The organism is Fictibacillus aquaticus (assembly GCF_002245695.1).
In the GTDB taxonomy this organism is placed as follows: domain Bacteria; phylum Bacillota; class Bacilli; order Bacillales; family Fictibacillaceae; genus Fictibacillus; species Fictibacillus aquaticus.
Genome location: NZ_NOII01000001.1, coordinates 197,826 through 223,687, shown reverse-complemented (window position 1 = coordinate 223,687; position 25,862 = coordinate 197,826). Strand labels below are relative to the sequence as shown.

Sequence of the window (25,862 nt, the reverse complement as noted above, 5' to 3'; positions counted from 1 at the left end):
GAAAACAGCAGGAGGTGTTTATATTGACACGAAAACAGAACGAAGACAGTCTGCAGCAGGAAAGAACTGAACAAAAACAGCAAAGCGGTAACAAGACAGAAAACGGGTACGGCGATAAAAAGCTGAACGGTCCAAACCAGCCTTCGACGTGATCCGCAAAAATGTAAGCCGTCCGGAAGAATACCTTCTAGACGGCTTTTTTATTTGTTCAGCAAAATTTCCTTCAGCAGAATACCTGCTTTCAGCTGGCGTTGTTTTTGTTTATACCATTGTGTCATGTCTAAAGATTCTACAGAGAGCGGTTTATACCAAGAATGTTTGACCTTGGCTGTAATGCTCCAATCGTTCTTTTCTCCTCTATGATGCCATATGAATGGGTAAACTGTCCTTAACATTGGTGACTCACACGGTTTATCAGGATAAACAAACTGCTCGTAGTCGCGTCTCGACCCTGTCGGAGGCACAGAGACTGAAAATTGTTCGAAACCGCATCTGTGCTCGCTCTCGAGCAAAAGAGCGGCAAGCTTCTTTCCAAGTGCGATTCGGTTGTGCAATTGGCGAAAACCATGAACAGAGAACCCGAATAGTGTCCCATCAAGCTTCGGAAAAAGAACAGTGCTGAAATGAAGCCAGTTCTGCAGCTTGAACGGAAGAGAAAGAAACACTCTTTTCCGGTATACAGGGTGAGAGATAACCGGCCGCTGTATCAAGTTCTGCTCGTTGATGATCTGGCTGATATAAAGCCTCCTTCTATCCCCTTGCTCCATGAACCGCCTCCACTCTACAGCCATAAAAGAGGAAACAAAAAAACGGGGCAGCAGATGCATCAAGTCTTTTCCGTGTCTTTTAGAGTATTCATATAACAGAAGCTGTGGAAATGCGTCTTCAAAGATAAGCCAGTTTGCCCGTTCATATGTAAAAAAAAGCATGCTTCTTTCATTTTTTCCTAGTGAACGCTCCATCCATTCTCCTTTCAGATCGGTCATGCTGTAACCTGCGTTCCTCGATACCATTCCTGCGAGAAAAGCCCATTGTATCTCTGGATGTTCCCGATAAAAACGTTCATAACTTACGGTACGTGAAATATTATCTTTGTTCCCTTTTTCTGTTCTTTTGGTGATTTTTTCAATGATCATTTGTTCATCAATAGACATAGAAAGAACATCCTCTCCGCAGCTTATATACAGTATCCGTAGACTTTGCCAGTTTGCATAAAAATATTTGTAAGGACGCTAAAAAAGCGGTAAACTATTCATTGATTATGAAATCTCTGCCAGTGATAAGGAGGAATAAGGATGAGTCAAAAAGTGATTGTCTACACACAGGAAACATGTCCTCCGTGCTTTGCGGAAAAAGAATGGCTCAAATCAAACAGCATCGAATTTGAAGAACGCGACATCCGGCAGAACCCGAAATTTATGGATGAAGTGATCGAACTAGGGGCAAGCGCAACACCCGTGACTGTCATAGATTCTGATGGGATCCGCCAAGTCGTCATGGGATTTAAAGAAGAAGAACTTAAAAAAATATTGTCATTATGACTTCCACCCGGCTATGCCGCCTCGATGCCTGCATAGCCGCTTTTTGTTTTAAATTTAAAAAGGGGTTGATGTTTTTGATTCATTATCCAAACGGGAAGAAAGCAGCTCCCCGCCCTTCTTTGCCTCCCAAACCACAGATAAAGACGGAATACGGAAAACGCGGGATGACGCTGGAGGAAGACTTGAATCAGAGCAATGAGGTTTATCTCGCAAAAGGGATGGCCGTCATCCATAAAAAGCCTACACCCGTTCAGATCGTTTCTGTAGACTATCCGAAGCGTTCTGCCGCCGTTATTAAAGAAGCTTATTTTAAAACCGCATCCACAACAGATTACAACGGTGTTTATAAAGGGAGATACATCGATTTTGAAGCAAAAGAAACCAAAAACAAAAACAGCTTTCCTTTAAAAAACTTTCATTCACACCAGATCTGTCATATGGAGAGCGTACAAAAACAGGGAGGCATCGCTTTTGTCATCCTCCGGTTTTCAGAGGATAATGAAACTTATCTGCTTGACGCATCGTATTTGTTTCCGTACTTCAGCACCAGCTATGACGGACGCAAATCGATTCCTAGAGAAGAGATCGCACTTCTCGGCACTCTCCTTCCGCTCTCATACAGTCCTAGAATCCATTACCTGGAGGCTGTAGATGAGCTGTATTTTCCATAAGCTGTTCATAAAGACCTTATGAATGACGAATAATCATAAGTAGTATGTTTAGATTTCCGAAAGGTTGGTAAATTATGTCCAAGGATTATAGAAGCCGCGAGGAGCGCAGAAAAGCGCTGCAGGACTCCAATCCGGCTAAAAAGAAGAAAAAGAATACAAATTGGAAGAAAATGATTATATCCGCAATCTTGATTTTCGGGGCATTATCTGTGCTCGGTGTCGTTGTCATCGCGGCCACATCGCCGAAGCTTGATCCTAAAAAGCTCGAGACTCCTGTTTCATCTAAGATATACGATATGAACGATGAAGAAGTGTCGCTGTTCTCAGGCAGTGAGAAGAGGATTAAGGTTAAGATCAGCGAAGTTCCGCCAGAGGTGCAGAACGCGTTTATCGCAACAGAGGATTTGCGCTTCCGAAAACACTTTGGCGTTGATATCCGCCGCTTGTTTGGGGCAACTCTCGCTAACGTAAAAGAAGGATTTGGAGCTGAGGGAGCGAGTACGATCACACAGCAAGTCGTCAAGAATACACTTCTGACAGACGAAAAATCTCTTACTCGTAAGATAAGAGAGGCTTACCTTGCTATTCAGCTTGAGCAGAAATACTCAAAAGACCAGATTCTTGAAATGTACCTGAACAAAATCTATTTTGGTTCAAACGCATACGGTGTAGCTACTGCTGCCAAAGTATATTTTGACAAGAATTTAGAGGATCTCGAAGTCCATGAAGCTGCTCTTCTTGCAGGACTTCCAAAAGCCCCATCAGCATATAACCCATTCGAGTTTCCGGAAAAAGCGGAACATCGAAGAAATGTAGTAATCGGACTGATGGAGCAGCACGGGCTGATCTCAAAAGAAGAAGCCGATAAAGCGAAAAAGATTCCAGTTAAGGAATCTCTCAATGAAGGAAACGTCAAGGAAGCATCTAAATATGATGCCTATCTAGCGCAAGTGGCAAAAGAGCTGGAAAAAATGGAAGGCATGGAAGACGTGAACGTGTTTACCGATGGATTAAAGATTTACACGAATCTTGATCCGAAAGCTCAAGAAGCGACAGAAAACGTTCTAAAAGCTAAGCTTGAAGGCGAAAATAAACTCCTTCAGTCCGGTGTAACCCTTGTCGACACACAAACAGGCGCGATCAGGGCTGTCGGCAGCGGCCGCGGCGTTAAAATGAGTTCATTCTTTGCATCAGGCATCGAACGCCAGCCAGGTTCAACGATCAAGCCTGTCTTGGATTACGGGCCAGCGATCGAGAACTTCAAGTGGAATACAGGGTATATTTTGAAAGATACGCCAGTGAAAGTAAACGGCGCAACGATCAACAACTATAACGACCAAAACGTTGGCGATATCTCCATGAGACAGGCGCTTGTCGAATCTAAAAACACGACTGCTGTCCGTGCGTTCATGGAAGTAGGCGAAGAAAAAGCCGTAGATTTTGCAAACAAACTTGGAATTGGACTTGATAAGGCATACCCTTCATACGCGATAGGCGGATTTGAAGGAGGAACCTCTCCGCTTAAGCTCGCTGGTGCTTATGCCGCTTTCGGCAATGAGGGTGTGTACAACAAACCGACGACCATCCGAAAGATCGTCTTCCCTGACGGCGATGAGATGAAGCGGGAATCTGATCCAAAGCCTGCGATGAAAGATTATACAGCTTATATGATCACAGATATGCTGAAGGATGTAATGACACGCGGTACAGGTACGAAAGCAAACATTCCTTCTTTGAATCTAGCCGGAAAGACGGGTACGACAAACTTTGACCGCGACACCATAAATGAAACCGGGATGCCTTCAGATGCAACGAAAGATGCTTGGATGGCCGGTTATACGACGAGCTATACTGCTGCTGTCTGGACAGGATATGAAAAAGTGAAGGACGATGAAACGAACGAGCCGCTCTACCTTGACGGCCGTACGCAGAACTTTTCAAAAGATATCTTCCGCGACATCATGAGCCAGCTGAATCATAAAGGAACTGATTTCAAAAAGCCTACTTCAGTCATCGAAGTTGCGCTTGAAAAAGGAACAGGAAAACGGGCGAGCGAGTTCACACCGGATGACCAGAAACGTGTTGAACTATTCGTCAAAGGAGCCGATCTTCCTGAGGTCAGTGACGAATACGAAAAGCCTTCAGGCATCGAAGGACTAGAAGCAAAATATGAAGAAAAGAAAAATGAAATCAAAGTAAAATGGGATTATAAAGGCAAAAAGGATATTGTCTTTAAAGTATCTGCAAGCCTTGATGGAGCACCGATGCAGGAACTGGCAACACTGAAGGAAAAGAAATTCAGCGTGCCTAACGCGGTGCCGGGCGGAACGTATACTTTCCAGGTTATCGCTGTCGATGAAGAATCGGGCCAGGCAAGCGAGCCTGCTTCAACTTCCATCACTATCCCTGGCGCACCAGAACCAGAAGAGCCGGAGCAGCCAGAACAGCCAGGCACTCCTCCTCCTGGACAGGAACCAGGCACTCCTCCTCCTGGGCAGGAACCTGGAACACCGCCTCCGGGTGAGGAACCAGGCACTCCTCCTCCTGGACAGGAGCCTGGAATGCCGCCTCCAGGAACTGAGCCAGGCGAAGGAGAGCAAGGTGGCGGCGAAGGCCAAGACGGCGGACAACAGTCCCCTGTCCCTGGCTTTCCTTTCAGCCAGTGATAAAATAAAAAAACGAGAGCTGACCAGCATTGGTCAGCTCTCGTTTTTTTATTGATACTTAATGTCGTAACGATCCAGAATATAATTCCAAAGCACAGGATAATTAAAAGCCAGGTTCCAGAAGCTCGCCCCTCCAAGCTTGTATTCATCGATCAAATCAAACTTTGCTTTCATGCTGCGCAGATCCTCGAACCAGACAATATGCTGCTTTTTTTCTTTATCATAGTAAGTAAAATAAGGAGATTGCTCTTTCTCGTCATAGAGAATTGCCGCTTTCCTGCTCCCGGCAAGCTGGATAGACTGTACAGGACTCATCGCTTTTGCGAACGGGTTGCCTTTTTTGTATGGCAGCTTCCAGTCATAGCCGTACAAGTTGATTCCCATCAAGATTTTGTTTCTCGGAATTTCCGTTACAGCATAATCAAGAACCTTTCTTACTTGGGTGATCGGGCTGACTGGCAGCGGCGGACCGCCGCTGTATCCCCACTCATACGTCATGAGGATGCAATAGTCCACGATCTGTCCGTGTGCCCTGTAATCGTGCGACTCGTACCACTCGCCCTTCTGGTCTTTCTTGATTTTCGGAGCGAGTGCTGTCATAACAATATAGCCAGCAGCATGCATCCTTTCTGTTACCCTTCTCAAAAACTGGTTGTACGCTTCTCTATTTTTCTTGCCCAAGTATTCGAAATCCACTGACAGGCCGGTATAGCCTTTCTGTTTCATCGTTTTCAGCACATTATCGATCAGCGTGTTGGTCACACTCTCACTTTTCAGGATGGCTGTCCCTGCCGCTTCTGAAAATTCTCCGTCCTTAATGTTCGTGATGGCCATGACCGGTCTCACATTTGCACGCTCGATTTCCGCCAGGAATCCCTCGTCTTCAAGCGGCTTCAGTTCACCCTTTTCATTCACTTCGTAGCTAAAAAGTGTGATGTAGCTCAGCGCTTTCGCCGCATTTTTAAAATTAGCTCTCGACTTTGGCGTCGGCTCTGCGAACGCGTTCGTCGTGATCGTCCGCTTCGGCCGCTGCGGCACATTCAGCTGCTGGCCTGGTTTCAGTCCCCCAGCAGCGCCTGGATTTGCTGCCTGCAGCTGTGCTGCAGAAACACCGATTTTTTCTCCAATGCTTGTCAGTGTGTCACCAGGCTGCACGGTGTATACAAAAGGAGCGGGAATGAACAGTGTCTGTCCGACCACGAGAATATCGCGTGCACCAATTCCGTTCACTACCGCGATTTCCTGCCATGGCAGCCTATAAAAGCGTGAAATCTCCCAAAGCGAATCTCCTCGCTTAACCACATGAATCTGCATGATGAACCCTCCTAAAGGTCAGCTCTGCTTCATCATATGCTAATGTGATTTGTCCTCATTCTCGTGCTTCCGTTTATAAAGGATCGAGCATTTCTTTTCAAATTCACGGAAAAGCTCTTTCATCTGAATAAATGCCTGAAAATGATCAGGCTGGCTGAAAATAAAGCCGAGGCGTTCCTTTACGTTAACGGGTGCGTCGCAAAGATCCGATGTATGCTCGATCATGCTTAATACATCCGGACAAAGGCGATCATTGTTCCAAAATAATATCTGGATCAGCTTGCTTAGATGAAATATCATAAGCGGACGTGCTTTGTGTCTTTCTTTGTTCCTAAAATATGCGGCAATATTGCGTTCTTCTCTTAGAAAATGTTCAAACACCTTCCTGCTGAAATGTTCTTTATGTTCAAGCGGAGATGAGCCGTATCCTGAATGAAAGTGCAGCTCTTCAAAAAAGGGTGTTTTCTCGTCAAGTAAAATAACGCTGCTTTCAAAAAAAAGCGGATGACGAAGCCTTTCCGGAACAATTACCTCTTTCATCACAGCTTGTCCTTCATACGCTTCTTGCCTTCCCGGCACAAAGAGAGCAGCGGACACTCACGGCAGTTCGGATTCTGTGCTTTACAATGGTAGCGGCCAAAAAAAATGAGCCGGTGATGTGTAGCGCTCCACAAATGCCTGGGAATCTTTTTCATTAAGGTTTCTTCCACAGTCAGAACAGAATCCTTCCATCTGCAGATGCCAAGCCTCTTTGATACACGCTCAACATGTGTATCGACAGCGATTGCCGGAACACCGAACGCGACCGACACCACAACGTTTGCAGTCTTCCTCCCTACCCCGGGAAGTTTTGTAAGCTCATCCCTGTCTTGCGGGATGCTTCCGCTGTATTCTTTAATCACTAACTCCGCTAGCTTTTGAATGTTTTTGGCTTTATTCCGATAAAGTCCAATCGAACGTATATCATCCTGCAGCTCTTCCAATGAAACGCTGAGATAGTCTTCAGGCGTCTTATATTTAGCAAAAAGAGCAGGCGTAACTTTATTAACTAGCGCATCTGTACACTGCGCAGAAAGCAAGACTGCGATGGTCAGTTCGAAAGGGGTCGTATGGTGAAGTTCACAATGAGCATCAGGAAACATCTTCTCCATTTCTTCCAGACAAAGTGCAATTTGTGATTTGTTCAGCACCGTTTTCATCTCCCATTAGTCGTTGTACGATCAATCATAAAAAATAAGTCGGGACTTTTGATAAGTCCCGGCTTAGGAATCGAGCCAGTTATAAGAAGGCAGGCTAAGCCCTTCTGTTCTGCCGTTTTGCGCATCTGCTGAAGCAGGAACATTTCTTTGTCTTGTACGGAATTTCTCTCCATGTACGCGGGCCTGTTCAATGGTTTTTACCCCTGTTTTTTTCCACTCGAACAGAATCCTGTCAATATAGCGGAAATTTAATTTTCCGGAGAGCACCCCTTCTTTTAATGCCGCTGCGATAAGCTCAGAGTCATGTCCGTCTTCATCGAGCCAGATGTTTACTGTTTCAATCTCCATCGGAGAAAGCGGCCGTCCGAACTCCTTCTCAAACATAAGAAATATGTTTTCTTTACGTTCTTTTTTTGCAGCTGTCCGCTCGCCATGCTGCTCCTCGCCAAGTTCCCCTAAAAGCCTCTTCCACAGCGGCAGCAGTGAATACTTTTCCGCGTATACACTGCGTTCTTTATCCTCGAACGATTCAATGCTCAAGAATCCTCTTTGAATGAAAACTCGCAGCAGCGATGCGATCTTATTAACATCTATATGCATGCGCTCTGACAGGACTGAAGGTGTCGGGAACACATTTCCTTCTTCTATAAACGAATGAAGCTGCAAAATCAGCATGCACTCTTCATCTGTTAATCCAACCTTGCGATAATGCGTTAAAAGGATCTTTGGGATAGAAAGACTTCCCTGCTGGATCCAGCGTTCAAATAACTCATTGTTCATTTCTCACACCTCAATACATAGTATACCATGAAAAAATACACACTTGCCGGACATAAAGTCTTTCTTCATTGCGGCTGAAGTTTGGTGAAAAACAATCCGTTTAAAAGCAACAATCTTCAAGAAAACGGGATTTTAAAAAAGCCTTATCAAAAGACTGCTGTCACGAAACAATATAAAATTCCACAATCTCTTAAATGTAAAAAAGAAGACTGCCCAGCATTGGGAAATCTTCTTTTTACCTATTAAGGGTACAGGCGGTTCAAAAGTCGAGGGAAAGGAATCGTCTCGCGTACATGCTCGACTCCAGAAAGCCAAGCAACTGTACGCTCTAGGCCAAGGCCGAATCCGGAATGCGGAACACTGCCGTACTGTCTCAGTTCAAGGTACCATTTATACGCATCATCCGTCAGGCCATGTTCCTCATAGCGCTGTCTCATGAGCTCAAGGTCATCGATTCGCTGGCTGCCGCCGATGATCTCGCCATAGCCTTCAGGAGCGATCAGATCCGCACAAAGCACTACATCATCTCTCTCAGGATGAGGCTTCATATAGAATGCCTTGATGTCTTTCGGATAGTTCGTGATAAACACCGGCTTATCGAAGCTCTCTGCGATCGCTGTTTCATGAGGCGCTCCAAAGTCATCGCCCCATTCAATGTCGTCAAAACCTTTCTCTTTCAGCATCTTGATGGCATCATCGTATGACACACGCGGGAATGGCGCCTTCACGTTCTCAAGCTTGGTCACATCTCGGCCGAGTGTTTGAAGCTCCGCCTTGCAGCGTTCCAGGACTGACTGCACAACATGAGAAACGAACTGTTCTTGAATTTGAAGACTTTCTTCATGTTCAACAAATGCCATCTCAGGCTCGATCATCCAGAACTCGATCAGGTGGCGGCGTGTCTTCGATTTTTCAGCTCGGAATGTTGGTCCGAATGAATACACCTTTCCAAGGGCCATCGCTGCGGCTTCCATGTACAGCTGCCCGCTTTGAGAAAGATAAGCGTCTTCTTCAAAATATTTTGTGTGAAACAGAGACGTCGTCCCTTCAGCTGAGCTACCAGTCAATATCGGAGGATCTACCTTGACAAAGTCATTATTATAAAAGAATTCATTGACCGCATGGATAATCTCGTTCCGGATCTTCAGCACCGCATGCTGCCTCTTTGAACGAATCCATAGATGGCGGTGATCCATCAGGAATTCCGTGCCGTGTTCTTTCGGTGTGATCGGGTAGTCCTGTGATTCAGAGATAACTTGAATCTTTGAAACAACCAGCTCGACACCGGACTGTGAACGTTCATCAGTTTGCACTGACCCTGTTACATAAACGCTCGTTTCCTGTGTTATGCCTTTAGCGAGCAGGAATTGTTCTTCCGGAATGTCGCTCTTAACGACAACTCCCTGAACGAATCCAGTTCCGTCACGAAGCTGAAGAAAAGCGATCTTGCCGCTTGAACGCTTGTTTGCGATCCATGCTCCAATCGTCACTTCTTCTCCAATATGATTTTTAAGCTTAGCAATCGTCGTTTTCACTATTTGCTACCTCCACGTTTTTGTAAGATCGTTCTTTTATTTTACTGTTCGGCGGGCGATAAACCTTTCGATTCTCCCGAGCGCCTCTAATATCGAATCAAGCGAAGTCGCGTAAGAAAGGCGGACATTATCTGGAGATCCAAAGCCAGACCCTGGCACGAGCGCAACTTTTTCTTCTTCCAGGAGTGCTGCAACCCAGTCATCCACACTATGAAAACCCGTCATTTCTGCCGCATCTTTCGCGTTCGGGAATAGATAGAACGCTCCCTTTGGCTTTACGCATGATAAGCCAGGTATCGAGACAAGCTTGTCGTAAACCTTGTCCAAACGCTCCTCGAAGGCAGATCTCATCATCTCGACGTCGTCTTCTGGTCCATCATATGCTGCGATAGCAGCATACTGAGAGATCGTCGTCGGATTGGATGTGCTATGACTGTCCAGGTTGGTCATCGCCTTGATAATTTTTTTGTCGCCTGCTGCAAATCCAATCCTCCAGCCAGTCATCGCATGTGATTTAGACAAACCGTTCACGATGACCGTCTGCTTTTTCAGTTCTTCTGAGATCTGAGCGATAGAGACATGCTCCGCACCGCCGTATACAAGTTTTTCATAAATTTCATCAGAGACGATCAGGATGTTATGCTCAAGGCATACTTTCCCGATTTCGGCCAGTTCATCACGCGAATACAATGACCCAGTCGGATTGGAAGGAGAATTGATGATGATCGCTTTTGTTTTGCTTGTCAAAGCGCCTTTCAGCTGATCTGCTGTAAATTTAAAATCATTTTCTTCTTTGCCCTCGATGTAAACTGGAACACCGCCAGCAAGCTTCACTTGTTCTGGATAGCTCACCCAGTACGGAATCGGGATGATAACTTCATCGCCTTCGTCGATCACAGCCTGAAAGAGGGAATAAAGTGAGTGCTTTGCTCCCGTGCTGACGATGATCTCAGATGGATCGTAGCTAAGTCCCTGATCTTTCGCAAGTTTTTCACAAATATTTTTCTTAAGCTGCAGCAATCCGCCGGACGCAGTGTATTTCGTGTGTCCGGCTTTCATTGCTTCATAAGCTGCTTCAATGATGTGTGAAGGAGTGTTAAAGTCTGGCTCACCCGCACCAAGTCCGATCACATCATGGCCTTCTGCTTTTAACGCTGCTGCTTTTGCTGTAATAGCAAGCGTGCTTGAAGGAGAAAGTGATTCCGCGCGTTTTGACAGTTTCATAATCTATCCGCTCCTGTTCTTTTTATGTTTTGTCCTGGATGCTGTATTTAACATACCGTTTTCCATTTTCAAAATATCCGTAATAGAACGTGTACCGCCCTGATTCGTCTTTATAAACGACCTCCCAAAGCGGCTGGCCATCTTCCATCCCGATTCTTGCATCAATAATATCGACTTGGCCGTACTGCTCACGGATTGAAGCGATCATCTCTTTCTCAGTAAGTCCGCTGCTGGCAGATTTTGCGGTCGTATGGCCTTTGCCATCGACCCAGACAATCATCTTTTGGCCGTCCTTGCCGACACCGTGCACCACTTCGAATGCTTCATTTTTATAAAAATGCTCGGTTTTTGTGATTTGTGCAAGATTGTGTCCGCTTTTCGCGATTGCTTGAGCATCATTGCTGATTTCCCGCTGTCCTGATTGTACGTTCGAATAGAGGGATCCGGCCTGCCACAAGACAGCTGCTGCGGCAGCGGCCCCGATCAGCCACCATTTTTTCATTATTGCCTCCGTTATGTACGATAAATCGTAAAAATCATTTCTTCCTTATTTTTATCATCAAGCGCAAGCCCGAACATAAGGTCTTTATGCTTCAATGTCTTGTTCAGCTCGGATACAATTTTATAAAGGTCATTTGATTTGCTGACTTTGACAGCAGACAGCACTTCGATTTTACTTTCCATAAAAACCTCCTCAAAATTGCTAATATCCGTTTACACGGTAAACTGGCTCTCTAATGTAATACTATAACAAAAAACGCCGTCAAAAGGTACTTCCTGAGGGTATTTTTGATAGCACAGAATTATAAAGTATGTTAAACAGGTCAGATTGTTACTGAGCCAGTCCGCGGGTTAATGAAAAACGAGGAGCGGAAACAATTCCGGCTCCTCTTATTCTTCTTCCTTCTGCATAAGCCAGCGATCCAGCTCTTCTGTCAGTTCGCCTAACGGCCTGACATCCACCGGAAGCTTTGGAAGGGATGAAAGGAACGACCTGCCATATCTTGTTTCGGTAATGCGCCTGTCAAAAACAAAAACGGCACCATAATCTGACTGGCTTCGGACAAGCCTTCCGAAGCCTTGCTTGAAGCGGATGATGGCCTGGGGCAGCGACAGATCATAAAAAGGATTTCCGCCAGCTGCACGGATTTTTTCGCTTCTCGCATTTGTCACTGGATTATCAGGCGGGGAGAACGGAAGCCTGACAATGCATAGACATGTAAGAGAATCACCGGGAATGTCAATGCCTTCCCAGAAGCTTGATGTTCCAAACAATATCGCGTGGTCGAATTTCTTAAAGTTCTTCGTCAGCCTCGCCCTGCTCCCGCTGTCGATGCCTTGGGCGATCAGCATGAATTCGTCTTCATCCATCAGCTGCTTAAAAGCAGTGTGCGTCTCTTTGAGCATCTCATAGCTCGTAAACAATACGAGCATCCGCCCTTTCGTTACCTTCGCTATTTCAAAGAGAGACCGGCTTATCATCGAAGTGAACGTTTTCGCATCGCACTCGCTTATCAGCGGCAAGTCCGATGGAATCATTAACCGCACCTGTCTGTCATAACGGAAAGGCGATGGCAGCTGGGAAGTGACCGGTCCGAAATCAGCAAGACCCAGCCTGTCGATCATATAACGGAATGAGTTCCTGACAGAGATCGTAGCTGATGTTAATATGACGCTTTTTTTCTTGGCAAAAAACTCATCTGCAAGAATATCATCAATCTCTACGGGCTTGGCATACAGCCAAACCGCATGTCGCGCACCCCTTATATCCGCTTCCATCCAGTAAACTTCATCGTGTAATGGACTATACAGCAGATGCGAAAGACTGCTCATCTCTTCTTCTAAGTCCGAACGGAGGCCGGCAAGGTCTGCCATGAACCCTTTCTGCTGAAAGTTGAGGTGATCATCTTTGTCTGCCACTGCTTTGCTGATTTTCTGCAGCCGTTTCAGTAAATCACGGATCATGCTGCTGCAGCGGTCGAACATTTCCAAGACCGGGGCAAAGTTCCGGCTTTCCGTTTCTTCCCTGCTGTACCTAATAAATACTTTTCCAGTATCAGGTGCTGATGCTTTTGCCCCGTTAAGAACATACAGTTTTAATAGCCTGAACATGTCGTCAAGCTCTTGCTTTAAATCTGCCATCTTTTCGTTCCAGTCTGAGAAAACATCAGAACTTCGCGGAATTTCCAGCAGATCAGCAAGCTGAGACAGACGTGCTGCCGCTTGGCTGCTGTCGGTCGTACCAAGTCTTTCAAGCAAACGGTGAAATGCAAAATAGTCCGTCTGAGTCCCAAAATGGTCACTGACCACTTCTTCAAGATGATGGGCTTCGTCAACGACGGCTTCCTTATATGCCGGGAGCAGCTGCGAATCGGCTTTAAGGTCGGTAAACAGCATTGCGTGGTTCGTGATAACAAGGTCAGCTGATTGAGCCTGTCTCCTCTTGCGGTGGTAAAAGCATCGCGAAAACCATGGACAGCGGTGACCTAGGCAGGAATTGGCATCACTTCTCACTTGCTGCCAGAACAGGCGGCCGCCTGATGATAAGTTCAGTTCTTCCACATCACCATGCTCAGTTTCTGTCAGCCAGACAAGTATCTGTGCCTTCGTAAGGTTAGTATCATAATTATCATCTAAATCATCTTGCAGTGAATGTTCGAATTTCCTCAAACATAAATAATGACTGCGCCCTTTCAATACCGCAGCATGAAATGGAAAAGGCATGATTTTTTGCAGTATGGGAACATCCCGGTCAAGAATCTGCTGCTGTAGCTGGACCGTATGCGTGCTCACGACGAAAGGTCTGCCAGTCCTTATGCTGTGCAGTACTCCTGGAATCAGGTAACCGAGTGATTTGCCGACGCCTGTTCCGGCCTCAATCATCGCATGCTGATGGTTTTCCAGCGCTTCCTCTACAGTCTCCATCATCTTCTTCTGGCTTTCCCTGACCTCAAACTGACTCATATGCTGCTTCAGCTTTTCGCGCAGTGACAATGCGGACAATTCTCCAGTATCGCGCTCTTCATCATTGTTAAGATCCCGATGTACTTTTTTAAGCACGAGCTGGCGATAAAAATCGTATCCTGAATCATCACTAATAATATTTGATTTTTCGGCGATCAGTTCACTCACAATCTGTTCTGTGCTGCTCTGCAGCTTTCTTAAGACTGGCTGCAGCCTTTGCAGAGCTACGAGAGGGAGCTGGCCGAGTTTGCTCAGAAGATGCTGCAGCAGCTCCGCTGTCACCTCGGCATCACTATCAGCCTGATGCGGGTTGGTGTGAGAGATGCCAAGGTGGTCAGCCAGCTGGTTTAACTGGTATCCATCTGCATCGTGCAGGAGGATTCTAGAAAGTTCAACTGTATCCAGCAGCGGCATCGAAAGCGGCATATAACCCGCATTTTCCAGCTCTCCCTGCAAAAAGGAGTAATCAAAACTGACGTTATGTGCTACAAAATAGGCGCCGTCAAGCATTTGCAGAAGAGAAGGAGCGATTTCTTCAAAAAAAGGTGCGTCTTCTACCATATCGTCCGTTATGCCTGTCAGCTGTTCAATAAAAGGGGGGATGGCTATCCCTGGCTGAACGAACGAAGAAAAACGGCTTACGATCTCGCCGTTCTCTATACATACCGCTCCCACCTGGATAATCCGATCCCCTCTTGCTGGTGAGTTGCCTGTTGTCTCTAAGTCTACTACGACGTATTTATGTTTCATATCCACTCACCCCGTTTTTAAGAAAGGGGGCCGGCCATCATCAGATGATGGTCGAAGCCGGCTCATTCCCAAGCATTTGCACAATTTTGTTGTCTTCGTCCATCACAGCAACTTTTGGCTGATGACGCCTTGCTTCTTCTTCTGTATACATGGCGTATGTGATGACGATGATCACATCGCCTTCTTGAACGAGCCTTGCAGCTGCACCATTCAAACAGAAGACGCCGCTCCCTCTTTCACCAGGGATGATATAAGTCTCAAAACGTGCTCCGTTATTATTATTCACAATCTGTACTTTTTCATTGGCCATCATATCAACCGCATCGAGTATGTCCTCATCAATCGTGATGCTGCCTACATAATTAAGGTTTGCTTCTGTCACTCGTGCACGGTGAATTTTGCCTTTCATCAACGTTCTAAACATGATTTTCCACTTCTTTCTTTCCATCTGGTGTCAATTCGATTAATACATTATCGATCAAGCGCGCCTTGCTGTATTTAACAGCGGCAGCGGCGATCAAACGTGTACTGTCTGAGCTCGGTTCCTTTAATTCAGGATAAGACAGGATTTCTGCATAATCCACGGTACCTGTCAGCTTTTTTTTGAGCAATTCCTCTAACTTTTCCTTTGCTGACAGAGGGTTAACGCCACTGAGAAGCAAATCTTTCACTTCTGTAAGCGATGCATAAATTACCTTTGCTTCTTCCCGTTCTTCATCGGTTAAAAATACGTTCCTTGAACTTTTGGCCAGTCCGTCCTGTTCGCGCACCGTGTCGCATGGCACGATTTCCACCGGAAAGTTCAGGTCGCCGGTCATCGCCTCAATTACTGCTACCTGCTGTGCGTCTTTTAAACCAAAGTATGCGCGGGATGGCTCTGTCAGGTGAAAAAGCTTTGCTACGACCGTTGCCACACCGTCAAAATGTCCTATTCTCGAGCTTCCGCATAAAACATCGGCCCTTCTGTTTACCTTCACTGTCACTGCAGGCTCAAAAGGATACATCACTTCCACAGAAGGATGGAACAGCAGATCCGCACCGGCTTCCTGTGCCAGCCTGCTGTCGCGCTCTATATCGCGCGGGTAACGGTCAAAATCCTCGTTCGGTCCAAACTGAAGCGGATTGACGAAGATACTGACGATGACGGCATCATTTTCCTCTTTCGCCTTTTTAATCAGAGAAAGATGCCCTTCATGCAGATACCCCATCGTCGGAACAAAACCTATCGATCTTTTGTCCCCTTTTTGCTGTAACACCCATTTCTTCAACTCATGCTGCTCATAAATGGTGATCATTGCTGTTTTCCTCCATAAAGAGACGGGATTTCTTCTTCGTTCATCGTAAACGACTGTTCAATTCCTGGGAACTGCCCGTTTTTCACTTCATCACGATAAGATTTTAACGCTTCTGAAATGACGGCTGAAGCATTTCCATATGTTTTTACAAACTTTGGAACGTGGTGGTTCCCGTAGCCTACCGTATCATGAAACACGAGCACCTGCCCGTCAGCTTCGGCACCCGCTCCGATTCCGATCACCGGAATAGACAGCGTTTCTGAAGCGATCTGGGCGAGCTGCCTTGGCACACATTCAAGCACAATAGCAAACGCACCCGCTTCCTGCAAGGCGATTGCATCTGCCAGAAGCTCTTCCGCTTCGCCTTTTAATTTTCCGTGGACTTTATATCCGCCTTCCACTCCGACTGATTGCGGGGTGAGGCCAAGATGGCCGCAAACAGGAACACCTGCTTTTGTCAAACGAAATACCGTATCGGCGACAGAGCTGCCGCCTTCGAGCTTGACCGCTGATGCACCGGATTCCTGCATGATCCTGCGAGCGTTCTCAAGCGTCCTGTCAAGCGAACCGTGATAGGACATGTATGGCATATCTGTGACGATGAACGTACGAGCAGCCCCTCTTCTGACTGCCTTCGTATGATGAATCATATCTTCCACTGTTACCGGAATAGTCGTATCATATCCGAGCACGACCATTCCCAGCGAATCGCCGACAAGAATCATATCTATGACTGCCTCCTCGCAAAGCACAGCTGATGGATAGTCATAAGCAGTCATCATCACAATTTTTTCTTTGTTCTGTTTCATCTTGGCGAAACTTTTTACCGTTTTCATATTTCCTCCTCTTATTAGGAGCAGAGGCTTTTGATTAGGGAAGTATCGGCAGCACAATGCTGCTGAGAGCATGTGCAATAAAAAAACTTCTTCACATACAGGAAGAAGTTCAAACGCTGTTTATTGAATTTCCCCCTCTGTCCCGGTCCTTTTGGATCTAGGCAGATCAGACAACTATAAAATTGATCAACTATCGTACTCAGTGCAGTTCCGTCGGATACCGCCTGTTTAAGTATAGTGTACCATGTTCTGTTTATGTGGTAGTAGTAATTTCTATATCTGCTGAATAGATGCTGTGCACCATGCCTTCATCATCTTCAAGAAGCAGCACGCCTTCATCGGTGATACCCTTCGCAAATCCTGTCAGGGTGCCGTTCAAGTTTCTGGCAGTGATCCTCTTTCCGAGACTTTGAGCACGTGATTCCCATAAAAGCTTGATCAGACCGAAACCGTCTTTTAAATAGACTTTATAGAGCTCTTCCAGCTCGAGCATGACCGCTGCGATAAGACCAGCCCTGCTGTATTCTTTTCCGGACTCTGCTGATAAAGATGTGGCGATGGCAGCTATATCTTCTGGAAAATGTTCTTTTTTCTGATTAATATTCATCCCCATCCCAATAATGACAGAATGGATCTGATCAGCCTCAGCTTGAAGCTCTGTGAGGATGCCGACAATCTTTTTTCCGTTCAGCAAAATGTCGTTCGGCCATTTGATGTCAGCAGCGAGACCTGTCTCTTTCTCAATGGCGCGCACGACCCCGACTGCCGTAAGCAGAGTAAGCTGCGGTGCCTTTTGCAAGGCGATACGGGGTTTTAAGACAAGACTCATCCAAATCCCAGTGCCAGCAGGCGAATGCCAGCTTCTTCCGAGCCGTCCTCTTCCTCCTGTCTGCTCGTCCGCAACGACAAGGACACCTTCTTCAGCATTTTTTGCAGCTTCCAGATGAGCCATTTCCTGAGTGCTTTTTAATGAGGTGTGATAGACCACTTTTTTCCCCAGTTTTTCCGACTTCAGCCTCGACAGAATCTCCTCAGGTGTAACCGCGTCGGGAGACCGAAGAAGCCTGTATCCCTTTTTCTGTACAGCTTCGATCTCGTAGCCAGCTGATCTGAGCTCGCTTACGTGCTTCCACACGGCCGTTCTCGAGCAATTCAGCACATTTGAGATTTCCTGTCCGGAAACATAGCCGTTTTCCTTTGCTTTAAGCATGTGAAGGAGGGTTTCTTTCATCCTTCCACCTCCTAATATATTGAATAACATCTTCTTTGCTGCATGTGATTTCGCCCGTAACAACCGCTTTTTCCAGCATCATGAGAAGTTCGCCGAGCCAAGGTCCGGGCTTTTCGCCAGTAAAACGTGAAACTTCCAGACCGCTAACCGGCAGTTCACTGCGTGCATGAATCGGAAGCTGCTGATAAGCTTGTTGCATTCTTTCTTCTTCTGCATATGTGCAGAAGCCAGCAGCGGCGCCGCAGACGCGCAATGCGGAGATCACCGTGTCTACTCCTGAAGTATACAGATTCCAGCTTAGAGGGAGTCTGCACACCGACACTGCTGACAAAATGGCAGACGTCATTTTGATATCAGACGACGAAAGCTTCCATTCTCTTAAAAAATGCAGGATTTCTGTTTTTTTCAGCAAAAGGGCTAAAAGAGCCATCCTTTCAGCGTTTGTACGGAGATTTGTCCAGTCCGCAGCACTCAGTTCTGTTGAGGCACTTGACAAACCTGGGAGCTGCTGCAGACATGAGAGCGACTCCATCATCTTTAACGCACGGACAGCATAAGGCGAAGATAAAAGCTTAAGCCATTCATCCCTTTTTCGTTCCGCTGAAATCTTTTTTAGCAAAAAAGCCAGGTCACCAGCAGCACTTTTCGTCCGTTCTTCCAAAATGAACCCTAATTTCGCGGCAAAACGGAATGCTCTCATGATACGCAGCGGATCTTCCGTAAAACGTTCCCTTGAATCGCCTACCGTTTCGATCACCTTGTTCTGAAGCGCACGTTTTCCGCCGAATGGATCATACAGCCGCATTTCTTCATCCATCGCCATCGCGTTAAAGGTAAAGTCCCGCCTCGCGAGATCCTGCTCCAAAGAGGCCGTAAAGGAAACAGAGGAAGGCCGCCTGAAGTCAGTATATTCCCCTTCTGTACGGAACGTCGTCACTTCATACGACACTCCTGCTTCCCTGACGATGACCGTTCCATGTTCTATGCCTACGGGAATGGTTTTTGGAAAGACAGCGATCACTTCTTCAGGCTTTGCACTTGTCGCGATGTCAATATCGTTTACAGGCACTTTCAAGATAAGATCTCGAACACAGCCTCCGACAAAAAACGCTTCGTGGCCGTGCTGATTCAATTTTTTCAGGACGGCGGCTGCGGCTGTAAACTGGTCATTCATGTTGACTGTCCTTCTTCAAGAACGCGGGTGTAAAGGGCTTCATATTCACTTACTATCTTCTCCGATGCAAAGTGCGACTGCACATGCCTGACGGCGTTTAATGAAAAGGACGCATGTTTTTCTTTATCTTCTAGAAGAGCGGAAGCCAGTTCTGTTGCCTGCTCCACATCTCCTAAAGGAACGATATACCCAGTCTCGCCGTCCGAGATCACTTCCGGTATCCCGCCTATATTACTGCCGATTACCGGCACTCCGCAGGCCATCGCTTCAAGGAGCACAAGACCAAAACTTTCTTTTTCTGAAAGCAGAAGCTTCAGATCAGATATAGAGAAAAGGTCGGCAACCTTATCTTGTTTGCCAAGAAAAAGAACGTGGTCTGCGATGTCCAGCTCTCTGACCAATTCACACGCTGAAGTCAGTTCTGGCCCGTTCCCGATCAGCAGCAGCTTCGCTGGCATCTTCCTAGCGATGCCTGCAAATGTGTGAATCACGTCTTTGATCCTTTTCACGCCGCGGAAATTTGAAATATGAACGACCACTTTTTCATGTTCTTCGATGCCATAAGCCTGCTTCAGAGAAATATTCTCTCTTCTGTAATACTCCCTCTCGTCCACGAAATTGTGTATTGGTTTGATGTCCTTTTCCACCTTTAAAAGACTCAGCGTTTCTTTCTTCAGGCTGTGCGAGACTGAAGTGACCGCATCAGAAGCTTCAATGCCAAAACGGATCATCTCACTTAAGCCAGGATCATAACCAAGTACTGTGATGTCTGTCCCGTGAAGAGTAGTAACGATCTTCATGCTTCCGCCGAGCATCTGCTTAGCCAGGTAGGCGCATACTGCGTGAGGGACCGCATAATGTACATGCAGCAGATCGAGCTTTTCCCGTTTTGCAACTTCTGCCATCTTACTCGCCAGCGCGAGATCATAAGGCGGGTATTTAAATACTGAATAATGATTTACTTCAACTTCATGATAAAACACATTATGATAGACCTTTCCGAGCCTGAACGGCATGCTTGAGGTAATAAAGTGAATTTCATGTCCCCGTTCAGCCAGAAGCTTCCCGAGTTCTGTCGCGACGACCCCCGAACCGCCCACTGTCGGATAACAGGTTATGCCTATTTTCAATCCCATAATAACTCCTTATAATGTTTTCAATAGTATCGGTTTTTTTGTTAGGAAGCCTTCAGCAAATTCAACCGCCGCTTCTTTCCCATACAGCCGCTCCCTCGCTGAAACAACATCAATATACCCGTTTACTAGAGGGGTGTCATAGCTTCCATCCTGTTTCTTGAACTGCGATGCATAAGCGTTAAGGGATTCTGTTTTAAAATGATAAACATCAGATACATCAATAAGCGCATGCGGAGCAGGTGCTCCGTTGATGGCATAAAAATAAAGCGAGTTAACCCTGTGAGGAGGCAGCTTCTCTTCGTCCTGAACCATTCTTACGGCCGCTGAAAAAACGGCTTCCTCAACCAGTCTGGCACAATGACCGTGATCAGGGTGGCGGTCTTCCCAGTATGGTGCAAAAACAGCTTCAGGACGTACCGAGCGGATGACTTTTACGAGCTTTGCTATATAGCTGCTGCTTAAATAGAGCCCCCTGTCCGGCAGCCCAAGATTAAACCTCTGCTTCACGCCAAGGACTACTGCAGCATGTTCAGCTTCTATCAGCCTTGTTTCAGGTGTTCCATTTGAGGACAGCTCAGCTTTTGTCAAGTCGCATATATAGACATCACGACCTGATGCGGTTTCTTTTTTAATCGTTCCGGCCATGCCGATCTCAACATCATCAGCATGTGCACCGAATGCAAGCCACGGCTGTTTGACTGTCATTAAGCATTCTCCCGTTCGCTTAAAATCTTCCGCCAGTCCAGATCTCCCCGTTCGACCGCTTTGATGAACAGTTCGGCACTCGCGGCATTCGTCGCAAGCGGCACATGATAGACGTCGCAAAGACGCATCAGTGCAGACACGTCAGGCTCATGCGGCTGTGCAGTGAGCGGATCTCTGAAAAACAGGACGAGGTCCAGATCATCCTGCGCGATAAGCGCACCTATCTGCTGATCTCCTCCAAGCGGCCCGGACTTAAAACGGTGAACATCCAAGCCAGATGCTTCAGTAATTTTTGCTCCTGTGGTCCCAGTGGCAAAGAGATCATGTAATGCGAGTATGTCCCTGTATGCGACTGTGAAATTTATCATTTCCTGTTTTTTCTTATCATGCGCGATCAGTGCTATTTTCATAGGTATCTCCCTTGTCTACTCAATAATATTTTCCAAGCCGTAAACGAGCTGGTCGATCTTCATGACACGTTCTACAGCAAGCTTAACCCCTGGCATGAAGGATGCACGATTCATCGAGTCATGCTTGATTGTTAAGGTCTGTCCTTCTCCGCCGAATATTACTTCCTGGTGAGCGACAAGTCCAGGAAGGCGTACGCTGTGAATTCGCATTCCATCCAATTCAGCTCCTCTTGCTCCTGGAAGATCTTCTGTCTCTTCAGGGTGGCCTTGCTTAACGGATTCACGTACTTCGGTGATCAGCTGAGCTGTTTTCAAAGCCGTACCGGATGGCGCATCGAGCTTTTGGTCATGATGCTTCTCGATAATCTCCACATGAGGCAGATATTTGGCTGCCATCTGTGAAAATTTCATCATTAAAATCGCACCAATCGCAAAGTTCGGCGCGATGATGGCACCTGTCTGTCTGTCTGCTGCCAGATCAGAAAGACGGCGCAGATCTTCATCACTGAATCCAGTTGTCCCGATTACTGGTCTTACGTTCCTCTCCAGCGCGATTTCAAGATGCTTCTTGCCGATTTCCGGCTTTGTCAAGTCAATGAGAACATCAGCGACTGTCTCATCAAGACATACATGAAGGTCCTCATAGATTAAAGCTTCGAATGACGGAAGTCCCACAATATCTTTTATTCTTTTTCCTCCATTGCGGGAATCAACAGCTGCAGCCAATTCAAAATGTGGTGTGCTTTCGATCATTTTCAACGCTTCAGTACCCATTTTTCCACGCGGCCCGGCGAGAACAATTCTTATTTTTTCCACTATATATCCCTGCTTTCATCTATTTTAGTCCATCTGTCTTTATCTCTTGTATTAAATTTTTTCATTACAAGATCGAGGGCTTCGTCGAGATCGATCGATAATGAATTAGCGAAGCAGATGAGCACGAAAAACAGATCACCCATCTCTTCTTCTATCTTCTTTTCTCCTTCACTCTTTTTTTTCGGCTTCTCACCGTATGTATGGTTGATTTCACGCGCCAGTTCACCGAGCTCTTCTGTCATTCTCGCAAGCATCGCAAGCGGGCTGAAATAGCCTTCTTTAAATTGGCTGATATATTGATGCACTTCATCCTGTCTGTCTTTTACCGTACGATTTTCCACACTATCACTCCATTCTTTTCTATGTTATAAGGAAAAGCGGCGTTTGACAAATATCTTGGTGTATTGCCAGCATCATTCCGCTTCATTATAATGAGGAAGGCATCACGTGACCGCATTGCTTTACATGAAGGAGGAAACACTTATGAATTACCCGCTTCGCTTTAAAAACATCTTTTTTATTTTAATAGGGGCCGCTATATTTTCTTTTGGCATCGTTCATTTTAATATGACCAATAATCTTGCCGAGGGCGGTTTTACAGGAATCACTCTCATCCTATATTTTTTGTTCAGCATCGACCCTTCTTATTCCAACCTCGCGCTGAACATCCCGCTGTTCTTTGTAGGCTGGAAACTTCTCGGACGAACTTCTTTTATCTATACAGTTATCGGGACCGTTTCCGTCTCTGTATTTCTGTTCATCTTCCAGCGCTATTCTACGCTAACGATGGATCTGAAGGACGACATGACACTTGCAGCACTGTTCGCCGGTGTTTTCATCGGCATCGGTCTTGGGATCACCTTCAGGTTCGGCGGGACGACCGGAGGTGTAGACATCATCGCGAGGCTCGGCCATAAGTATTTAGGCTGGAGCATGGGAAAGACAATGTTTATGTTTGATTTTGTTGTTATCGCTCTTTCTCTTGTTTATTTAGATTACAAAGAAGCGATGTACACGCTTGTCGCTGTATTCGTCGGTGCACGAGTTATCGATTTTATGCAAGAAGGTGCTTATGCTGGAAAAGCAGTTATGGTCGTATCAGAACATAATTCTGAGATCGCTGCGAACATCATGAAAGAGCTTGACCGCGGTGCGACAATCTTGAACGGAAAAGGAAGCTTTACCGGCAACCTGCGTGAAGTCTTATATTGTGTTATCGCTAAAAACGAAATTGTAAGGCTGAAACAGGTGATCGAGCGGATCGATCCACATGCGTTCGTTACTGTAAATGACGTCCATGAAGTGATCGGCGAGGGCTTTACGCTCGACGCCAACAAGAACCCAATCGGACGCTAATTATTCCGAAATACGCAAAAATCCCTCCCGGACGGGAGGGATTTTTTTATTCATCGCTGTTATTCATGCCGACAAACATGAGAACAAAGCGCAGAAGTTCGAGAAGTGCAACAAGTGCTGCTGCAACATACGTCAGGGCTGCAGCATTCAAGACCTTTCGCGCGCCCTTCTGCTCATCAGACCGTATCATTCCCGTCGCCGCGATTTGTTCCATCGCGCGCGAGCTCGCGTTAAATTCAACCGGAAGGGTGACGATCTGAAAAATAACTGCCGCTGCCATAAAGATGATGCCAAGGAAAAACAGGTTGGCAGCCTGCATAAGCATGCCAGCTAAAATCAGAATAAATGAGAAGTTGCTTCCAATATTCGCTACTGGCACTAGTGCATGCCGTATCCGCAGCGGAGCATATCCTTCTTTGTCTTGAATCGCGTGGCCGACCTCATGGGCAGCAACCGCAGCGCCGGCGATAGAATGGCCGTAATAGTTGCTTTCAGAAAGCCGGACTGTCTTGCTTCTCGGATCATAGTGGTCGGAAAGCATGCCGCGGAATGGTTCAACAGCTACATTCTGAAGTCCGTTGCGGTCAAGTATATCCCGCGCTACCTCTGCACCTGTCAGTCCTGAATCGCTGGAGACTTTTGAATATTTTTTGTACGTGCTTTTCACCTTCATGTTTGCCCAGATCGGTACGATCAGCAAAATTATAAAATAAATTAAATAACCGCCCATTAATATATCACTCCATGATGAATTTCTTGTAAGTACATGTTAGTTTTTTTCATTATGAGTGTCAAATATCCAGCTCACTTTCCGTGTGCGTTCATCTTTTCTTTTTCACCGTTATACTTTCTCCAGCCAACATAAGATAATGTACTGAATATGATGCCCCCGATCGAAAAAATAAGCCAAAATATTGATGGTCCAGACTCATCCTCTTCAGAGCGGAAAACGGCTTCGAAGTCAGCCGCAGCTACTTGGAACCTCTGATATTCCTCTTCACTGTCGGGCAATGTCATTCTCTGTGCATCCATAAAATCAAGGTGTGCGTCAAGAGCAGATATTTTTTCATCAGACAGATCCATTACGAGCGCGGGCCGGATAGCTTCAAACTCTCTTGAAAGGTCGTTCAGTGCAAGATTGAATTTTCTCTTCTCATTCTGTTTTACGGCTTTTCCCATCTCCTGAAGGGGACCCATTACAGCCAGCTCCGCCTGTTTCCAGAGCGGCTGCTGATCGGACTGAAGCGCATCTACGAGCATCATCACTTCGGTCACCTTCAAGAACTTTCCTTCATTTGTTTCCTCTTTATCGCTAAGTGTAAACAAAGCTGAGTCAAAAGAGTATTCCAGCACCCTTTGTTTTTCAGGAGTAAGACTCGCTGCTTCCTTCGTTTCAGCTAAAAATTTTGAAGTGTACTTAAGGACCGTTACAGCTTCTTCGAATTTTTCCTGCTTTCCTAAGTTCCATGCTTGTCCGGCAAGCCGGTTCATTTCTTCCCAAATCTTTTCTGCATCTTGCCTCTGTCCGTTCCCAGCTTGGACGGCGGCTCCGTATAATGACAGGCATAAAAGTATAACAGCAACTGCTGCGCCCGTTTTCATCTTCGTCCCCCCTAAATTGCCTCTTTACATAACAATATGTAGGGCTGGACAAGAGTAGACCTTACGGGTGTGTTATTTTGCGCTGCCTTTGGACGCAGAGCCAAACAATGACTACAGAGGCAAGACTCAGCCAGAAAGTTGCATAGCCGATAATTTGTTCATACCCCTCCAATGCGGGATATCTTGGCATCATTCCAAAAACATAATCTATGATGTCATTATGCAGGACGACAACCGCTGCTGCGGCCAGATGAATATTCTTTATCTGATAATACGGTGCATAAAGCAGACCTTCAACCGCCATTCCAAGATGTGAGAATATGAGCATATAATTGATCCAGTTCAGCGGTTCGCCAGTAAAGCTTCCCGCGATGTTCATGCCCACTGCCCAAATGCCGTATTTAAAAAGAGAAACAGCTGCCAGAGCCTGTATAAGCCCTGAGTTTCTGCCGAACAAAAATCCCGCCAGAACCGCAACAAAAAAGAGGCTGGCAGTCGGTGAATCCGGAACAAAAAGCAAATATCTCAACGGGGTATCTCTCAGCTGATATTCATACCATATATAGCCATAGATAGTTCCCGCAATGTTGATTACAAGCATGAGAGACAGAAAGATTTTATTCATCAAAAGATAACGGACATATTGCAAACTGGTAT

At 46.2% G+C, this 25,862-nt stretch carries 28 protein-coding genes; 5 read left to right on the top strand and 23 right to left on the bottom strand.

Annotated features, from left to right (window positions below; all coding sequences use genetic code 11):
* Window positions 1-23 precede the first annotated feature (23 nt).
* A complete protein-coding gene (locus tag CGZ90_RS21180) occupies window positions 24-152 on the top strand; it encodes a hypothetical protein (protein ID WP_276206741.1) in 129 nt (42 codons plus the stop codon).
* A 48-nt stretch (window positions 153-200) separates the two neighbouring features.
* Here CGZ90_RS21180 and CGZ90_RS01290 read toward each other — a convergent pair whose 3' ends face one another.
* Window positions 201-1,154, bottom strand: a complete 954-nt coding sequence (locus CGZ90_RS01290; RefSeq protein WP_094250527.1) for a DUF2515 family protein — start codon at window positions 1,152-1,154, stop codon at window positions 201-203.
* Between the two features lie 141 nt (window positions 1,155-1,295).
* On the opposite strand from CGZ90_RS01290, the gene CGZ90_RS01285 reads away from it, so the two are divergent.
* From CGZ90_RS01285 to CGZ90_RS01275, 3 genes are all read left to right on the top strand, one after another.
* Complete coding sequence (locus CGZ90_RS01285) at window positions 1,296-1,541, top strand: glutaredoxin family protein (RefSeq protein ID WP_094250526.1); 246 nt, start codon at window positions 1,296-1,298, stop codon at window positions 1,539-1,541.
* Window positions 1,542-1,609: 68 nt separating this feature from the next.
* Window positions 1,610-2,212: a Holliday junction resolvase RecU gene (gene recU / locus CGZ90_RS01280; RefSeq protein ID WP_094250525.1), complete on the top strand. Its 603-nt coding sequence runs from the start codon at window positions 1,610-1,612 to the stop codon at window positions 2,210-2,212.
* Window positions 2,213-2,286: 74 nt separating this feature from the next.
* Entirely contained in the window at window positions 2,287-4,878 is a 2,592-nt protein-coding gene (locus tag CGZ90_RS01275) for a transglycosylase domain-containing protein (RefSeq protein WP_094250524.1), read from the top strand.
* Between the two features lie 48 nt (window positions 4,879-4,926).
* Here the strand turns inward: CGZ90_RS01275 and CGZ90_RS01270 are convergent, their stop codons facing one another.
* The 19 genes from CGZ90_RS01270 to CGZ90_RS01180 form a co-directional block, all read right to left on the bottom strand.
* On the bottom strand, window positions 4,927-6,192 hold the full coding sequence (locus CGZ90_RS01270; RefSeq protein WP_094250523.1) for a glycoside hydrolase family 18 protein: 1,266 nt from the start codon (window positions 6,190-6,192) through the stop codon (window positions 4,927-4,929).
* A 39-nt stretch (window positions 6,193-6,231) separates the two neighbouring features.
* Window positions 6,232-6,732 carry a YpoC family protein gene (locus CGZ90_RS01265; protein WP_094250522.1) on the bottom strand — a complete coding sequence of 167 codons (501 nt, stop codon included), beginning with the start codon at window positions 6,730-6,732 and terminating at the stop codon, window positions 6,232-6,234.
* Window positions 6,732-7,382: an endonuclease III gene (gene nth, locus CGZ90_RS01260; protein ID WP_094250521.1), complete on the bottom strand. Its 651-nt coding sequence runs from the start codon at window positions 7,380-7,382 to the stop codon at window positions 6,732-6,734. Before nth ends, CGZ90_RS01265 begins: the two co-directional genes overlap by 1 nt.
* A 72-nt stretch (window positions 7,383-7,454) precedes the next feature.
* Window positions 7,455-8,171 (bottom strand): DnaD domain-containing protein, encoded by a 717-nt coding sequence (locus CGZ90_RS01255; RefSeq protein ID WP_094250520.1) that lies wholly within the window; start codon window positions 8,169-8,171, stop codon window positions 7,455-7,457.
* Window positions 8,172-8,413: 242 nt separating this feature from the next.
* On the bottom strand, window positions 8,414-9,706 hold the full coding sequence (gene asnS, locus CGZ90_RS01250; protein WP_094250519.1) for an asparagine--tRNA ligase: 1,293 nt from the start codon (window positions 9,704-9,706) through the stop codon (window positions 8,414-8,416).
* A 36-nt stretch (window positions 9,707-9,742) separates the two neighbouring features.
* Window positions 9,743-10,930, bottom strand: a complete 1,188-nt coding sequence (locus CGZ90_RS01245) for a pyridoxal phosphate-dependent aminotransferase (protein WP_094250518.1) — start codon at window positions 10,928-10,930, stop codon at window positions 9,743-9,745.
* A 22-nt stretch (window positions 10,931-10,952) separates the two neighbouring features.
* The gene (locus CGZ90_RS01240) at window positions 10,953-11,432 is read right to left on the bottom strand and encodes a cell wall elongation regulator TseB-like domain-containing protein (protein ID WP_094250517.1); all 480 of its coding nucleotides are present in this window, start codon (window positions 11,430-11,432) and stop codon (window positions 10,953-10,955) included.
* An 11-nt stretch (window positions 11,433-11,443) separates the two neighbouring features.
* Window positions 11,444-11,614, bottom strand: a complete 171-nt coding sequence (locus tag CGZ90_RS01235) for a YpmA family protein (RefSeq protein WP_094250516.1) — start codon at window positions 11,612-11,614, stop codon at window positions 11,444-11,446.
* Between the two features lie 207 nt (window positions 11,615-11,821).
* Complete coding sequence (gene dinG / locus CGZ90_RS01230; protein ID WP_094250515.1) at window positions 11,822-14,644, bottom strand: ATP-dependent DNA helicase DinG; 2,823 nt, start codon at window positions 14,642-14,644, stop codon at window positions 11,822-11,824.
* A gap of 40 nt (window positions 14,645-14,684) precedes the next feature.
* The gene (panD, locus tag CGZ90_RS01225; RefSeq protein ID WP_094250514.1) at window positions 14,685-15,068 is read right to left on the bottom strand and encodes an aspartate 1-decarboxylase; all 384 of its coding nucleotides are present in this window, start codon (window positions 15,066-15,068) and stop codon (window positions 14,685-14,687) included.
* Window positions 15,061-15,939 carry a pantoate--beta-alanine ligase gene (gene panC / locus CGZ90_RS01220; protein WP_094250513.1) on the bottom strand — a complete coding sequence of 293 codons (879 nt, stop codon included), beginning with the start codon at window positions 15,937-15,939 and terminating at the stop codon, window positions 15,061-15,063. Before panC ends, panD begins: the two co-directional genes overlap by 8 nt.
* Window positions 15,936-16,775 (bottom strand): 3-methyl-2-oxobutanoate hydroxymethyltransferase, encoded by an 840-nt coding sequence (gene panB / locus CGZ90_RS01215; protein WP_094250512.1) that lies wholly within the window; start codon window positions 16,773-16,775, stop codon window positions 15,936-15,938. Before panB ends, panC begins: the two co-directional genes overlap by 4 nt.
* A gap of 253 nt (window positions 16,776-17,028) precedes the next feature.
* Window positions 17,029-18,006, bottom strand: coding sequence for a biotin--[acetyl-CoA-carboxylase] ligase (locus tag CGZ90_RS01210; RefSeq protein ID WP_094250511.1), 978 nt, complete (start codon window positions 18,004-18,006; stop codon window positions 17,029-17,031).
* Complete coding sequence (locus CGZ90_RS01205) at window positions 17,978-19,180, bottom strand: CCA tRNA nucleotidyltransferase (protein ID WP_094250510.1); 1,203 nt, start codon at window positions 19,178-19,180, stop codon at window positions 17,978-17,980. Before CGZ90_RS01205 ends, CGZ90_RS01210 begins: the two co-directional genes overlap by 29 nt.
* Entirely contained in the window at window positions 19,177-20,316 is a 1,140-nt protein-coding gene (gene bshA / locus CGZ90_RS01200) for an N-acetyl-alpha-D-glucosaminyl L-malate synthase BshA (RefSeq protein WP_205727361.1), read from the bottom strand. Before bshA ends, CGZ90_RS01205 begins: the two co-directional genes overlap by 4 nt.
* Before the next feature lie 9 nt (window positions 20,317-20,325).
* Window positions 20,326-21,021 carry a bacillithiol biosynthesis deacetylase BshB1 gene (gene bshB1, locus CGZ90_RS01195; RefSeq protein ID WP_094250508.1) on the bottom strand — a complete coding sequence of 232 codons (696 nt, stop codon included), beginning with the start codon at window positions 21,019-21,021 and terminating at the stop codon, window positions 20,326-20,328.
* Window positions 21,021-21,431, bottom strand: a complete 411-nt coding sequence (mgsA, locus tag CGZ90_RS01190) for a methylglyoxal synthase (protein WP_094250507.1) — start codon at window positions 21,429-21,431, stop codon at window positions 21,021-21,023. Before mgsA ends, bshB1 begins: the two co-directional genes overlap by 1 nt.
* 15 nt (window positions 21,432-21,446) lie before the next feature.
* Entirely contained in the window at window positions 21,447-22,247 is an 801-nt protein-coding gene (gene dapB / locus CGZ90_RS01185; RefSeq protein WP_094250506.1) for a 4-hydroxy-tetrahydrodipicolinate reductase, read from the bottom strand.
* On the bottom strand, window positions 22,247-22,588 hold the full coding sequence (locus tag CGZ90_RS01180) for a nucleotide pyrophosphohydrolase (RefSeq protein ID WP_240515319.1): 342 nt from the start codon (window positions 22,586-22,588) through the stop codon (window positions 22,247-22,249). Before CGZ90_RS01180 ends, dapB begins: the two co-directional genes overlap by 1 nt.
* Window positions 22,589-22,730: 142 nt before the next feature.
* Here CGZ90_RS01180 and CGZ90_RS01175 point away from each other — a divergent pair, with 142 nt between their 5' ends.
* Window positions 22,731-23,603: a YitT family protein gene (locus CGZ90_RS01175; protein WP_094250505.1), complete on the top strand. Its 873-nt coding sequence runs from the start codon at window positions 22,731-22,733 to the stop codon at window positions 23,601-23,603.
* A 46-nt stretch (window positions 23,604-23,649) separates the two neighbouring features.
* On the opposite strand, the gene CGZ90_RS01170 is transcribed toward CGZ90_RS01175, so the two are convergent.
* The 3 genes from CGZ90_RS01170 to lhaT form a co-directional block, all read right to left on the bottom strand.
* On the bottom strand, window positions 23,650-24,333 hold the full coding sequence (locus tag CGZ90_RS01170) for a zinc metallopeptidase (protein ID WP_094250504.1): 684 nt from the start codon (window positions 24,331-24,333) through the stop codon (window positions 23,650-23,652).
* 74 nt (window positions 24,334-24,407) lie between these two features.
* Window positions 24,408-25,205 (bottom strand): sporulation protein YpjB, encoded by a 798-nt coding sequence (locus CGZ90_RS01165; protein ID WP_094250503.1) that lies wholly within the window; start codon window positions 25,203-25,205, stop codon window positions 24,408-24,410.
* A gap of 61 nt (window positions 25,206-25,266) precedes the next feature.
* Window positions 25,267-25,854, bottom strand: coding sequence for a lipoprotein heptaprenylglyceryl N-acetyltransferase LhaT (gene lhaT / locus CGZ90_RS01160; protein ID WP_094250502.1), 588 nt, complete (start codon window positions 25,852-25,854; stop codon window positions 25,267-25,269).
* Window positions 25,855-25,862: the final 8 nt, after the last annotated feature.